Genomic DNA, 13,128 nt, shown 5'->3' with positions numbered 1-13,128 from the left:
GGAAACACCTCATTGGGATGTAAGCAAAGGCGGGCGGCGCAGCAAGCCGTGCACCGGACCGAAGACCACGGACAGCAGGTACCCACCGCCAGCCACCAGCACAATCGCCGGGCCGCTGGGCAGCGAGAAGTAGAACGACAGCAACAAACCCAACCACACCGACAGGCATCCCAGCACCGCCGATACCGCGATCAACACCGGCAGGCGCCGGCTCCAGAAGCGTGAAGCGATGGCCGGCAGCATCATCAAACCCACCACCATCAAGGCGCCGATGGCCTGGAAGCCAATCACCAGGTTCAGGACCACCAGGGTCAGGAACAAGCCGTGGGCCAGGGGGCCAAGGCGGCTGACGGTTTGCAGGAACAGCGGGTCGAGGGTGTCCAGCAGCAGCGGTTTGTAGATCAGCGCCATGGCGATCAGGCTGAACCCGGAAACCCAGAGCATGCCGGTCAGGGTGGTTTCGTCGACGGCCAGGGCCGAGCCGAACAGCAGGTGCAGCAGGTCCAGGCGCTTGCCGGCCAGACCCAGGATCAACACGCCGGCGGCGAGGGAGATGGGGTAGATAGCCGCCAGGCTGGCATCTTCGCGCAGGCCGGTGCGGCGGGTGATCCACGCCGACAGGCCGGCCATGCCCAGGCCAGCGCCCAGGCCGCCGATGGTCAGCGCGGGGAGGCTCAAGCCCGCGAACCAGAAGCCCAGTGCGGCGCCGGGCAATATGCCGTGGGCGACGGCGTCACCGATCAGGCTCATGCGGCGCAGGATCAGAAATACGCCGAGCGGAGCGGTGCTGCAGGCGAGCACCAGCCCGCCGATCAGGGCGCGACGCATGAAGACGAAGTCGAGGAAAGGCATCCACAGGTGGGCGGCGAAGTGCATCAGGCCACCTGCATGTGCGGCTGCGGGCGGATCAACTCTTTGCTGGAACCGAACACGCAGCCGCTGCTTTTGATCTGCACCACTTGTTGGGTGTGTTGGCGTACGGAAGCCAGGTCATGGCACACCACCACCAACGTCCGGCCTTCGGCGTGCCAGGCGTGGATATGGCTCCAGCACAGCGCCTGGCCTTCTTCGTCCAGAGCGGCATGGGGCTCGTCAAGCAGTAACACTGGCGACTCGGCAAGGCTCATGCGAGCGAGCAATGCGCGTTGTAGTTGGCCGCCTGACAACGCCATCAGCGGGCGCTGTTCCAGGCCACTGAGGCACCAGTCTTCCAACACTTTTTGCAGGCGCTCGCTTCTTTGCTGCGGGGTGAGGCGCGTGCCCCAGAAGCCGGCGGCGACCAGTTCTTGCAGGCTGATGGGGAACTGGCGGTCAAGGTGCTGTTGCTGCGGCAGGAACGACAGGCCACCTCGGCGTGGAACATCCACGGTCACTTTGCCCGCCAACGGTTTTTGCAGGCCGGCGATGACTTTGAGCAGGCTGCTTTTGCCGCAGCCGTTGGGGCCGATCACGCCGGTGAGGCTGCCTTTTTCCAGGGTGAAATCCACGGCGGGAGTGAGCGGTTGGCCAGGGGCGCCCCAGCGTAAAGCGGTGCAGGTGATCATGCAGGGTTTCTCGTCCAGCGGCTTTCAGCCACGGCATCGTGCGCGTGCAGGCTTTCGGCGTGGATCACTTTGAGGTGGAAGGCTTTGACCGCATCCGAGCGTTTCAAGGCGAGGTTAAGGCGGCGGGCGGCGTCTTCGCAGAACATCAGGTTCTGCCCGTTGGCCAGGGCGAAGGCTTGTTCGTCCGCGCGTTTTACGGCGGTTTGTACGGCGGTGCCGAGGGCGGCTTCGGCAGCGTTGATCAGCTCGGTCAGCGCCAGATGCTCGCCTTGCAGGTGCACGTGCAACTGCGCGCTGCTGCGCTGGCTGTGGGGCGTGGCGACGATACCGTTGGCGCTGCCGAGCCAGGACAGCACGTCTTCATGCTGCAACGGCGTGTTACCGAAGTCTTGGAGAAATTGCTGCTGAATCAACTGCCTGGCGAGGGCGGCGGAACAGGGGCAGGTTGAAGAATAGGTAACGTCAATTTTTAGTTCCACGTGGAACATCTGGTTTTCCAGGCGCGCTTCGATGCTCACCGGGTAGCCCTTCCAGCCGGCCAATGGGCTGACCAGTGCTGGGCGTTTCAGCAGTAAATTCGTGTGCAGACGCAGGTAGGCGTTCTTAGATAAATCTTCATGACTGTCGAGAAACCGCTGCAGTACATTGCGCAGAAGTGCAGGCGTAACGGGCTGCTGTTCGAGCATCTCCAGTGCCAGGTACAGGCGTGACATATGAATGCCACGGGCGGCGCCATCGTCCAGGCTGACGCCGGCATCGGCGCTGGCGCTCAGGCGTTGGCCGTCAATGAGGATCGGCAGGGCGATGCCGCACATGCCCACCCAGTCGAGTGGCAAGGCTTGGCGTGAAGCCTGCGCGGCAATATCCGGCAGAGTCAGCGCATTCATAAGCAGGTCCATCGTTGGAAATAATTCGACATGTTATAGTATAACAATAGAGTCGACGATGAATTTTCTGCCCCGGCCTTTTTTCACTCATGTGGAGTACGGACGCTCCTCCATTTGCGGTATTTGTCATGCACAGACGTCAGCTCCTCAACCTGCTCCTGGCCAGCCCTTTATTTGCTTTGCCGTTCGCCGCCCACGCGACCCAGATCCGCAATGCACGCCTGTGGCGTTCGGACGACAAGCTGCGCCTGGTGTTCGACCTTAGCGGCCCAGTGCAATACAAGACCTTCTCCCTGACTGCTCCGGAACGCGTGATCATCGACCTGAGCGGCGCGGGTCTCAGTGGTGACTTTTCTCAACTTGAGCTGAAGAACAGCGGGATCACCTCGATTCGCTCGGGGCATTTCGGCAAGGCGGATACGCGCATCGTGCTCGACCTGGCCGCGCCGATGCAGCTCAACAGCTTTGTATTGCCGCCTCAGGACGGGCAGGGGCATCGCCTGGTGCTGGACCTGACCAGCGCCACCCGTGCACCGCGTCAAATCGCGGCTGAGGCGGTGCCCTTGGTGGCCGCGGTGAACAAGGCGCACCCCAAGCGCGACATTATCGTGGTGGTCGACCCCGGCCACGGCGGCAAAGACCCCGGCGCTGTCGGGTCCAAGGGCCAGCGCGAAAAAGACGTGGTGCTGTCTATCGCCCAACTGCTGGCCAAGCGCTTGAAGCGCGAAAAGGGTTTTGACGTGAAACTGGTACGTAACGACGACTTCTTTGTGCCGCTGCGCAAGCGTGTGGACATCGCCCGTCAGCACAAGGCCGATATGTTCATCTCGGTGCATGCCGATGCCGCGCCACGGCTCACGGCCTCGGGCGCCTCGGTGTATGCGCTGTCGGAGGGCGGCGCGACCTCGGCCACGGCGCGCTTTATGGCCCAGCGTGAAAACGGCGCGGATTTGCTGGGCGCCACCACGTTGCTCAATCTCAAGGATAAGGACCCGATGCTGGCCGGGGTGATTCTTGATATGTCGATGAACGCCACCATCGCTTCCAGCCTGCAACTGGGCAGCTCGGTGCTGGGGAGTCTGCAAAGCATCACCAGCCTGCATCAGAAGCGTGTGGAACAGGCGGGGTTCGCGGTGCTCAAGTCACCGGATGTGCCGTCGATCCTGGTGGAGACCGGCTTTATCTCCAATGCCCAGGACGCCCAGCGCCTGGTGACGGCGCGTCATCAACAAGCGGTTGCGGATGGCTTGTTCGAAGGCCTGAAAAATTACTTCCAGAAGAACCCGCCGATGAACAGCTATATGGCCTGGGTTCAGGAACAGAAGAATGCTCAGGCCTAACAGCCGGTAATTCGGCTGCACGTGAATTTGGCAGTGGCGCCTCCGGAGCTGGAAAACCGGTTGAACGTGGTCCAGCCCACCCGCCGCGTGTAGCCGACCCATGCCTCTCCATCCGACGCCAAACCGGTAAAGAACGTCAGTTGCCCGTAGCGGCTGTTGGTTTGTGCCCAATAACGTTTCCCGATCACCTCGAAACCGCGCAGATACGTGGTGGTGCCCACCGTAGCCACGCTGTAGGCATTGCCCAGCGGGTCCACACAGGCCAACAGATTGGCGCTGCGCGTGCACTTGGCCAGCAAGCTTGGCGCTTGGGCGCAGGCAGGCCCCGCGACGGCCAGTAACAGGGCGCACACCAGGTATTTCATAAGGCGTCTCGGGGCTGGGAAGTGCTCAAGCATTGCGCCCTTCGTCGTAACGAGCAAGGGGGATTGGCTTATTTGTATTGTTATACTATAACATAAAAGTACAGCCTGACCCGTGAACCGCTCCCCATGACCGAACAAGACCTGCTGGCCCAACCGCCCGCCGACTACATGAATGAAGCCCAGCAGGGCTTTTTCCGCGAACTGCTGCTGACTCAGCGCCATGAACTGCAAGCGCGCATCGAGGGCGAATTCCTGGTGCTGCGCGAGCAGGAGCCCAACAGCGACCCGGCCGATGTGGGCAGCGCCGAAGAACAGCGCCAGTGGCAACTGCGCTTGCTGGAGCGGGAAAAGAAGCTGCTCGACAAAATCGACGACGCCCTCGAACTGCTCGCCCGCGGCGAATACGGCTGGTGCCGCGAAACGGGCGAGCCCATCGGCCTGCAACGCCTGCTGCTGCGCCCCACCGCCACCCTGTGTATCGAAGCCAAAGAACGTGAAGAGCTGCGCGAACGCCATAAACGGGCGATTTGACCGGCCAACCCTGATGAGGATTACCTGATGCCCAATCGTCTCCCCGTTACCGTGTTGTCCGGCTTTCTCGGCGCCGGTAAAAGCACGCTGCTCAACTACGTCCTGCGCAACCGCGAAAACCTGCGCGTGGCGGTGATCGTCAACGACATGAGCGAAATCAACATCGACGGCAGCGAGGTGCAGCGCGACGTTACCCTCAACCGTTCCGAAGAAAAACTGGTGGAGATGAGCAACGGCTGTATCTGCTGCACCTTGCGTGAAGACTTGCTCGAAGAAGTCGGAAAACTCGCCAAGGAAGGTCGCTTCGATTACCTGCTGATCGAATCCACCGGTATCTCCGAGCCGTTGCCGGTGGCTGAAACCTTCACCTTCCGTGATGAAAACGAGCAAAGCCTGGCCGACATCGCGCGCCTGGACACCATGGTCACCGTGGTCGACGGCATGAACTTCCTGATCGACTACCAGGCTGCCGAAAGCCTAGCCTCACGGGGCGAAACCCTCGGTGAGGAAGACGAACGCTCGATCACCGACCTGTTGATCGAGCAGATCGAATTCGCCGATGTGATCCTGATCAGCAAGATCGACCTGATCAGCAGCCATGAGCGCGAGGAACTGATGGCGATCCTTGAACGTCTCAACGCCCAGGCGGAAATCATCCCGATGGTCATGGGCGAGGTGCCGCTGCACAAGATCCTCAACACCGGCCGCTTCGACTTCGAACGTGCCGCGCAGGCGCCGGGCTGGTTGCAGGAGTTGCGGGGTGAACATGTACCGGAAACCGAAGAGTACGGCATCGCCTCCACGGCCTACCGCGCACGTCGGCCCTTCCACCCGCAACGCTTCTTCGACTTTATCGACCGGCCTTGGGTCAACGGCAAATTGCTGCGTTCCAAGGGCTTTTTCTGGCTGGCCAGCAAGCACCAGGATGCGGGCAGCTGGTCCCAGGCCGGTGGCTTGATGCGCCATGGCTTTGCCGGACGCTGGTGGCGCTTTGTGCCGAAAAGCCAATGGCCCCAGGACGAAGAAAGCGTCGCCGCCATCATGGGCAACTGGCAGCTCAGTACTGGCGACTGCCGTCAGGAACTGGTGTTTATCGGACAAAACATCGACTTCGCGCGGATGCGTGCCGAGTTGGACGCGTGCTTGCTCACCGATGAAGAACTGGCCCTGGGTGTCGAAGGTTGGCGCCTGCTGGCTGATCCGTTTGGTCCCTGGTATGAAGAGGCCGCCTGATGCTGGCACCGCTTATCCCCTTGCGCCCGGTGGTTCGCCAGACCTGTGGTGAAACCCCGCTGGCGCTGTCCGATATTCTCGAAGACGGCGTGAACCTGGCGCTGTGGCAGCGCCAATTGCCGTTGCATATTGCCGAGTTCGGCGCCTTGCTGGTGGCGCTCAATGAGCCGTTGGCCGAGTCCTTGGTGATCGAACTCAACAACGAAGACGCCGAGCCGAACCTGTGCGGTCTGGCATCCAGTTGCCGCGATCTTGAAGGCTACGAAGGTTTTGTCGCCGATGTGTCGTGGCTGGTCAGCGCCTTTGCGTGCCTGCTCGGCGCCAAGCGCATCGGTGTGCGCCTGCGGCTGCTGGATAAAGCCATGTGCCCGCGTTTTCACGTTGACCATGTGCCGGTACGGCTGATCACCACCTATGCCGGCATCGGCAGCCAGTGGTTGCGCGAAGGGGTGATGGACCGCCGCAAGCTCAGCCAACCGGACGCCGAACCGAGTGAGCGCATCGAACAGATCCAGTGCGGTGAAGTGGCCCTGCTCAAAGGCAGCAAATGGCATGGCAACGAAGATCACGGCCTGATCCATCGCTCCCCCGCGCTGAAAGCGGATGAGCGCCGATTGATTCTGACGCTGGATTGGCTCGCGTAACCGCGTAGGATCAAACCCTCTACACGGTCCGAAAGATGGCACCCATGCTGCAGAACATTCCCACCCACGTGATTGCCGGGCCCTTGGGCGCCGGCAAGACCAGCCTGATCAAGCACCTGCTTGCCCAACGCCCGGCCAACGAGCGCTGGGCGGTGTTGATCAACGAGTTCGGCCAGATCGGCCTGGACGCGGCATTGCTGAGCCTGGGTGACGATGGCATTGCCCTGGGTGAAGTCGCCGGTGGCTGCCTTTGTTGTGTGAATGGCGCACCGTTCCAGGTCGGCCTGGGCCGGTTGCTGCGTAAGGCCAAGCCGGATCGGTTGTTTATCGAACCCTCGGGCCTGGGCCATCCTGCACAGTTGCTCAAGCAGTTGCGCGAAGCGCCGTGGCAGCAGGTGCTGGCGGTTCAGCCCTGTGTGTTGGTACTGGATGCCCAGGCGCTGGCAGCGGGCAAACCCTTGCCGCCAGCGCAGCAGGAAGCGCTGGCCAGTGCCGGGCTGTTGGTGTTGAACAAGGATGAAGGGTTGGATGCTGCGCAACGCGAGGCCGTCGAACGACAGCTACCCGACCGCGATATTTATTGGACGCGCCAGGCGCACGTGCCGCTCGGCAAACTGCCAGGCTTGAATGCGCAGGCTGAAGCGGCTGTGGATAACTTTGCCGTGCCTAAGGGGCTGGCTCAATTGCCGGCTATCTGGAGCGATCCAGCAGTGCCGATCTGCCTGAGCCAGGCCCAGGAGGGCGGTTGGAGTATCGGTTGGCGTTGGCACCCGAGCCAGCAATTCGATTCCGAGCGTCTGCACCTGTGGCTGACATCCCTTGAGTGGCGCCGCGCCAAACTGGTTATCCACAGCCGTGATGGATGGATCTCGGCCAACGCGGTGGATAACAGCCCGCTTGCCTGGCAACCCAGCGAATGGCGTCGCGACTCACGTATCGAACTGATCTTCAGTGCACCCCAGGACGTAGCCGCATTGCAGGCCGCACTGGCTGCCTGTCGTTACTGACGGTTCTTGGTGGCGTGGTCCTGGCGCCATTGGCTCAGCTCGATCACATTGGCGCTGGGCAGTGCTTCCTTGACCTCGAACGGGTAGGGCGCCAGTTCGATCTGCGCACTGTGGGCGCCGAATTGCGTGATGGTCCCGCTGTGACGGGTCTCGCCCGTGACGGTGAACTCGAAATTGTAGATACGCGCCAGACGTCGCCGACCGTTGGCATCCTTCACAAAACCGATGCGCTTCAACGCCACGGCGCCGTCGAGCAATTCGATATCGAGCTTGGCGCAATGCTGCTTGACCCGCGCCAACGCCCGCTCTCGCAGGCCGTGGTTGTGCCATACCCAGGCGGCGCCGGTCGCCAGCAGCATCAACACGAAGATGTTTCCCAGGGTCAGCATGCGAAAAACTCCAACAAAGTGAGAGCAGCTTAACTGTGTCGTCGGTCTGTCGTACAGGCTGCGTTTAGTCGCATACTGCGCGGCCAGAATTTCAATGGCTTTACGGAAATCTCCTGCATGAAACGCACACCTCATCTGCTTGCGATCCAGTCTCATGTGGTCTTTGGCCACGCCGGAAACAGCGCCGCCGTGTTCCCCATGCAGCGGGTCGGGGTGAACGTCTGGCCGCTGAACACGGTGCAGTTCTCCAACCATACCCAGTATGGTCAGTGGGCGGGCGAAGTGCTGGCGCCGCAGCAGATTCCTGCGTTGGTGGAAGGCATTGCCGCCATCGGCGAGCTGGGCAACTGCGATGCGATCCTGTCTGGCTACCTGGGCAGTGCGGATCAGGGCCGCGCGATTCTTACCGGTGTGGCGCGCATCAAGGCCATCAACCCCAAGGCCCTGTACCTGTGCGACCCGGTGATGGGCCATCCGGAAAAGGGCTGCATCGTGCCGCAGGACGTCAGCGATTTCCTGCTGGATGAAGCGGCGGCCATGGCCGACTTCCTGTGCCCCAACCAACTGGAACTGGACAGCTTTGCCGGGCGCAAGCCGCAATCGCTGTTCGACTGCCTGGGCATGGCCAAGGCATTGCTGGCCCGTGGCCCGAAGGCGGTGCTGGTCAAGCACCTGGATTACCCGGGCAAGTTGCCGGATGGTTTCGAGATGCTGCTGGTAACCGCTGAGGGCAGCTGGCACCTGCGTCGGCCGCTGCTGGCGTTCCCGCGCCAGCCGGTGGGCGTGGGCGACCTGACGTCGGGGCTGTTCCTGGCGCGGGTGTTGCTGGGCGACAGTCTGTTGGCGGCTTTTGAGTTCACGGCCGCGGCGGTGCACGAAGTACTGCTGGAAACCCAGGCCTGCGCCAGTTACGAGCTGGAACTGGTCCGCGCCCAGGACCGCATCGCCCATCCTCGCGTACGTTTCGAGGCGACGCCGATCAGCCTGTAAGTACACAGAACCCAATGTGGGAGGGGGGCAAACCTCCCCCATTTTTGGTTGGACTTACAGCGCGTCAGCCTTGATTTCCTGGTAGCGCTTCTCGAGTTCCTGGCGGATCTGCCGGCGCTGCTGGGCCTGCACGAACCGGCGCTTGTCTTCACTGTTATGGGGTTGCAGCGGTGGCACGGCAGCGGGTTTGCGCTGGTCGTCCACGGCCACCATGGTGAAGAAGCAGCTGTTGGTATGACGCACCGAGCGCTCGCGGATGTTCTCGGTCACCACCTTGATGCCCACTTCCATCGACGTATTGCCGGTGTAGTTGACCGATGCAAGGAATGTCACCAGCTCGCCGACATGGATCGGCTCGCGAAAAATCACCTGATCCACCGACAGCGTCACCACATAGCGACCGGCATAACGGCTCGCGCAGGCGTAGGCCACTTCGTCGAGGTACTTGAGCAAGGTGCCGCCGTGGACATTGCCTGAGAAGTTGGCCATGTCAGGGGTCATCAATACCGTCATCGACAGCTGGGCGTTTCCGGGTTCCATAGCACACTCACGGGTTGTAGGCATTGGTTGGGGGGCACCTCTGCGGGTGCTGGGATCTTTGCAGCGCCATCCCTTACGGGACGCCGGTGGGCGGCTTGCCGTCACGCGTTCACCGATCTGTTTCCATATATTGCACCGGCTTTCCGGCGGAAGTCGCGGTGTTAACCTTCAAAAGCCCATCTCAGGGCATTTCTTACGATCAAGGCAGACTTTTCCTTCCGCACTTTGCGATTTTTCAAAGGCGCGTGCGGAAGTGGGAAAAGCGCCAGTACCCTCAAGGAGCCCCTCGCCATGCACGCCATCAGCTTTATCCAGGACTTGGCCGTGATCATGCTGGTGGCAGGGGTGGTCACCGTCCTGTTTCACCGCCTCAAGCAACCCGTAGTGCTGGGGTACATCGTCGCCGGCTTCATCATTGGTCCGCACACCCCGCCGTTCGGCCTGATCCACGACGAAGACACCATCAAGACCCTCGCCGAGCTGGGGGTGATCTTCCTGATGTTCTGCCTGGGCCTGGAGTTCAGCCTGCGCAAGCTGTTCAAGGTGGGGGCCACGGCGTTTATCGCAGCCTTCCTGGAAATCATCCTGATGATCTGGATCGGCTACGAGATTGGCCGCTGGTTCGACTGGAACACCATGGACTCGCTGTTCCTCGGCGCGATCCTGGCGATTTCCTCCACCACCATCATCGTGAAGGCACTCAATGACCTGAAGATGAAAAACCAGCGCTTCGCCCAACTTATTTTTGGCGTGCTGATTGTGGAAGACATCCTCGGCATCGGCATCATCGCCTTGCTCTCGAGCATCGCCGTCAGCGGTACGGTGAGTTCCGGCGAGGTGTTCTCCACGGTCGGCAAGCTCTCGCTGTTCATGATCGTCGCGTTGGTCATCGGTATTTTGCTGGTGCCGCGCCTGCTGGCCTACGTGGCCAAGTTCGAAAGCAACGAAATGCTGCTGATCACCGTGCTGGGCCTGTGTTTCGGTTTCTGCCTGCTGGTGGTCAAACTGGAGTACAGCATGGTGCTGGGGGCGTTTCTGATCGGTGCGATCATGGCCGAGTCCCGGCAATTGGTTAAGATCGAGCGCCTGATCGAGCCGGTTCGCGACATGTTCAGCGCGATCTTCTTCGTGGCGATCGGCTTGATGATCGACCCGCAGATCCTCCTGCAATACGCCTGGCCGATCGCGGTGATCACCGTGGCCGTGGTGCTGGGCAAGATGCTGTCCTGCGGCCTGGGTGCCTTTATCGCCGGCAATGACGGCCGTACCTCACTGCGCGTAGGCATGGGGCTGTCACAAATTGGCGAGTTTTCCTTCATCATCGCCGCGCTGGGTATGACCTTGCAGGTCACCAGCGACTTCCTGTATCCGGTGGCGGTGGCCGTTTCGGCGATCACTACGCTGCTCACGCCGTACCTGATTCGCGGCGCCGACCCCTTGTCATTGAAGATCGCCGCCGTGATGCCCAAGCGTATGAGCCGGGTGTTTGGCATGTACGGCGAATGGTTGCGCAGTATTCAGCCGCAAGGCGAGGGCGCAATGCTGGCGTCGATGATCCGCAAGATCATCCTGCAGGTGGGCGTGAACCTGGCGCTGGTGATCGCGATTTTCTTCGCCGGAAGCTTTTTCGCGGTGCGCATTGGTGGGTATCTGGAGGGTTGGATCAGTGATCCAAGCTGGCAGAAGGCGTTGATCTGGGGTGGGGCATTGCTGTTGTCGCTGCCGTTCCTGATTGCGGCGTACCGCAAGCTCAAGGCGCTGTCGATGTTGCTGGCGGAGATGAGCGTGAAACCGGAGATGGCCGGGCGACATACCCAGCGGGTGCGCCGGGTGATTGCGGAGCTGATCCCGATTTTGTCGCTGCTGGTGATCTTTGTGCTATTGGCAGCCTTGTCGGCCAGTATTCTGCCGACCAACAAGTTGCTGGTGCTGATTGCCGTGGTCACGGCAGCGGTGGCGGCGGTGCTCTGGCGATGGTTCATCCGCGTGCATACGCGGATGCAGGTCGCCTTGCTGGAGACGCTGGATAACCATAAGGATACGCCGGAGCACTAGTGGGGGCCGCTGCGCGGCCCGGCGCGGGACAAGCCCGCTCACCACAGCAAGCCCGTTCGCCAGGGGGATCAGGTGTCAGCTTTCCAGCCAGACGTCCCGCGCCCAGTGCCACACCGACTCCCAGGTTTCTTCGGTGACGAGTTCTTCTTCGCCGGACCACAGCACCACGGTGCCGTCTTCTTCGACGCAGTAGTAATCGTCACCGTCCTGGCAGATCGGGATCATGCTGCGGTCAACACCGGCATCCCAGGCGTTGGCAGCCACGTCCGGCAGGTAGGTGTGGGATTGCGGGTCGGTGACAGTCACCGGCTCCAGGCTGCCGTACACCACGTCGCTGACGGTCAGCAGGAATTCACGGAAGACAAACGGGATGTCGATGAACAGCTGTTCCTCGATTTCCACCAGTTGATCTTCGTCAGGCAACTCCAGAGGAACCGGAACCGGTTCATTGGCTTCACGCAATTGTTCGATGATTTCTTCCACGGCCGGGATCCTCTTGCTGATGGCGCGGTTTATAGGGGCGTTTTATACAGTAGCTCGCCATAAGTGCAACCGTGAAATAGAAAACCCCGGACAGGTCCGGGGTTTTGTTACGGCTTGCTCAAGCGCGTGGGTATCAGCCGTTCTGGCGGATACCGGCGACCAGCCATGGCTGGTTGTCGCCTTGGGCACGTTCCATGTTCCAGCTTTCGCTGAACACTTCACCCTGGTCGAAACGCGAAGTCTTCGACACGCCACTGAAGGTCAAAGTTGCGATGGTCTTGTCGGCGCGATCATCCACACCTTCCAGTTGCACGTGCAGGTCGTCGATATAGGTCGACTGGAAGCCGTCGCCCAGGTCGGCGCGTTCGCGCTTGAGGAACTCCAGCAGTTGCGGGGTCACGAACTCGGAGATCTTGTCCATTTCGTTGGCGTCCCAGTGCTGCTGCAGGGACTGGAAGTGGCTGCGGGCCGCTTCGACGAAACGCTCTTCGTTGAACCACGCCGGTGCGTTGATCACCGGGCGGGCTGCGGCAGGCGCTGCCGAACCACCGAAGATCGAACCCATGGCTGGCTTCTGCTCGAACACTTCACGCTGCATCGGCGCGCCGGCCGGAGCCATGTGCTCCTGCTGCTTGCGGCGACGGGCGGCGATGAAACGGAAGACCAGGAAGGCGATGACCGCCATGATCAGGATGTCGAAGATCTGCATGCCCTGGAAGCCGCCGCCCATGAACATGGAAGCGAGCAGGCCACCGGCCGCGATACCGGCCAGCGGGCCCAACCAGCGCGAAGCACCGCCGGCCTTGGCAGCGGCGCCGGCAGCACCGGCTGCGCCTGCGGTAGCGGCAGCACCGCCGGCACCGGCGGATGGAGCCATTTGGCTGGTCTGGTGAGTCGGCGCCGCGCCCGAGCTTTTGCCGCCACCGAAGCGTTTGGCGTTGGCGTCGAGGCTCATCGTCAGGCCGATGCACAACGCCATGGCGATGCTAAGAAAACGTTTCATAAAGGGAATTCCCATTTGTGGATTGCACGCGCGCCATGTTGCACAGGTGTAGTGACAGTGGCTAGCGACATAATGTTTCGGGCTTTTGCGTAAGACCGAAACAGAATGGTCTGTAGG

Annotated in this window: 15 protein-coding genes; 7 read left to right on the top strand and 8 right to left on the bottom strand. The window is 61.4% G+C overall.

The features are described 5' to 3' along the window. Positions 1 to 9 precede the first annotated feature (9 nt). From C8K58_RS07535 to folE2, 3 genes are read right to left on the bottom strand one after another with little or no spacing between them, the layout of a single operon-like run. The gene (locus tag C8K58_RS07535) at positions 10 to 876 is read right to left on the bottom strand and encodes a metal ABC transporter permease (RefSeq protein WP_027608205.1); all 867 of its coding nucleotides are present in this window, start codon (positions 874 to 876) and stop codon (positions 10 to 12) included. Then, positions 876 to 1,544 carry a metal ABC transporter ATP-binding protein gene (locus tag C8K58_RS07530; RefSeq protein ID WP_027608206.1) on the bottom strand — a complete coding sequence of 223 codons (669 nt, stop codon included), beginning with the start codon at positions 1,542 to 1,544 and terminating at the stop codon, positions 876 to 878. The genes C8K58_RS07535 and C8K58_RS07530 overlap by 1 nt, the downstream gene beginning before the upstream one ends. After that, the gene (folE2, locus tag C8K58_RS07525; protein WP_027608207.1) at positions 1,541 to 2,431 is read right to left on the bottom strand and encodes a GTP cyclohydrolase FolE2; all 891 of its coding nucleotides are present in this window, start codon (positions 2,429 to 2,431) and stop codon (positions 1,541 to 1,543) included. Before folE2 ends, C8K58_RS07530 begins: the two co-directional genes overlap by 4 nt. Positions 2,432 to 2,559: 128 nt before the next feature. On the opposite strand from folE2, the gene C8K58_RS07520 reads away from it, so the two are divergent. Further along, positions 2,560 to 3,771, top strand: a complete 1,212-nt coding sequence (locus C8K58_RS07520; protein WP_092355956.1) for an N-acetylmuramoyl-L-alanine amidase — start codon at positions 2,560 to 2,562, stop codon at positions 3,769 to 3,771. Here C8K58_RS07520 and C8K58_RS07515 read toward each other — a convergent pair. Next, positions 3,768 to 4,136, bottom strand: coding sequence for a glutamine synthetase (locus tag C8K58_RS07515; protein ID WP_108573485.1), 369 nt, complete (start codon positions 4,134 to 4,136; stop codon positions 3,768 to 3,770). The two genes, C8K58_RS07520 and C8K58_RS07515, sit on opposite strands and share 4 nt — an antisense overlap. A 126-nt stretch (positions 4,137 to 4,262) precedes the next feature. Here C8K58_RS07515 and dksA point away from each other — a divergent pair, with 126 nt between their 5' ends. From dksA to C8K58_RS07495, 4 genes are read left to right on the top strand one after another with little or no spacing between them, the layout of a single operon-like run. Next, positions 4,263 to 4,667, top strand: coding sequence for an RNA polymerase-binding protein DksA (gene dksA / locus C8K58_RS07510; protein ID WP_065926776.1), 405 nt, complete (start codon positions 4,263 to 4,265; stop codon positions 4,665 to 4,667). Positions 4,668 to 4,694: 27 nt separating this feature from the next. Then, positions 4,695 to 5,900, top strand: coding sequence for a zinc metallochaperone GTPase ZigA (zigA, locus tag C8K58_RS07505; RefSeq protein WP_027608211.1), 1,206 nt, complete (start codon positions 4,695 to 4,697; stop codon positions 5,898 to 5,900). Further along, a complete protein-coding gene (locus C8K58_RS07500) occupies positions 5,900 to 6,544 on the top strand; it encodes a DUF1826 domain-containing protein (protein ID WP_108573483.1) in 645 nt (214 codons plus the stop codon). Before zigA ends, C8K58_RS07500 begins: the two co-directional genes overlap by 1 nt. 44 nt (positions 6,545 to 6,588) lie before the next feature. Next, positions 6,589 to 7,551, top strand: coding sequence for a GTP-binding protein (locus C8K58_RS07495; RefSeq protein WP_108573481.1), 963 nt, complete (start codon positions 6,589 to 6,591; stop codon positions 7,549 to 7,551). Here C8K58_RS07495 and C8K58_RS07490 read toward each other — a convergent pair. Next, positions 7,545 to 7,940 carry a DUF3301 domain-containing protein gene (locus C8K58_RS07490; protein ID WP_065926772.1) on the bottom strand — a complete coding sequence of 132 codons (396 nt, stop codon included), beginning with the start codon at positions 7,938 to 7,940 and terminating at the stop codon, positions 7,545 to 7,547. The genes C8K58_RS07495 and C8K58_RS07490 overlap by 7 nt on opposite strands. Before the next feature lie 117 nt (positions 7,941 to 8,057). Here C8K58_RS07490 and pdxY point away from each other — a divergent pair, with 117 nt between their 5' ends. Continuing rightward, positions 8,058 to 8,930 (top strand): pyridoxal kinase PdxY, encoded by an 873-nt coding sequence (gene pdxY, locus C8K58_RS07485; RefSeq protein WP_065926771.1) that lies wholly within the window; start codon positions 8,058 to 8,060, stop codon positions 8,928 to 8,930. A gap of 54 nt (positions 8,931 to 8,984) precedes the next feature. Here the strand turns inward: pdxY and C8K58_RS07480 are convergent, their stop codons facing one another. Further along, entirely contained in the window at positions 8,985 to 9,470 is a 486-nt protein-coding gene (locus C8K58_RS07480; protein WP_003177014.1) for an acyl-CoA thioesterase, read from the bottom strand. A gap of 291 nt (positions 9,471 to 9,761) precedes the next feature. On the opposite strand from C8K58_RS07480, the gene C8K58_RS07475 reads away from it, so the two are divergent. Beyond that, complete coding sequence (locus C8K58_RS07475; RefSeq protein ID WP_053127534.1) at positions 9,762 to 11,525, top strand: cation:proton antiporter; 1,764 nt, start codon at positions 9,762 to 9,764, stop codon at positions 11,523 to 11,525. A gap of 75 nt (positions 11,526 to 11,600) precedes the next feature. On the opposite strand, the gene C8K58_RS07470 is transcribed toward C8K58_RS07475, so the two are convergent. Together C8K58_RS07470 and C8K58_RS07465 are read right to left on the bottom strand one after the other, a co-directional pair. Next, positions 11,601 to 12,008 (bottom strand): SMI1/KNR4 family protein, encoded by a 408-nt coding sequence (locus tag C8K58_RS07470; protein WP_017739032.1) that lies wholly within the window; start codon positions 12,006 to 12,008, stop codon positions 11,601 to 11,603. A 133-nt stretch (positions 12,009 to 12,141) separates the two neighbouring features. After that, positions 12,142 to 13,011, bottom strand: a complete 870-nt coding sequence (locus C8K58_RS07465; RefSeq protein ID WP_092488165.1) for a Tim44 domain-containing protein — start codon at positions 13,009 to 13,011, stop codon at positions 12,142 to 12,144. Positions 13,012 to 13,128: the final 117 nt, after the last annotated feature.

The organism is Pseudomonas sp. GV047 (genome assembly GCF_003058245.1).
In the GTDB taxonomy this organism is placed as follows: Bacteria; Pseudomonadota; Gammaproteobacteria; order Pseudomonadales; family Pseudomonadaceae; genus Aquipseudomonas; species Aquipseudomonas marginalis.
This window is presented reverse-complemented; position numbering and strand designations above follow the sequence as displayed.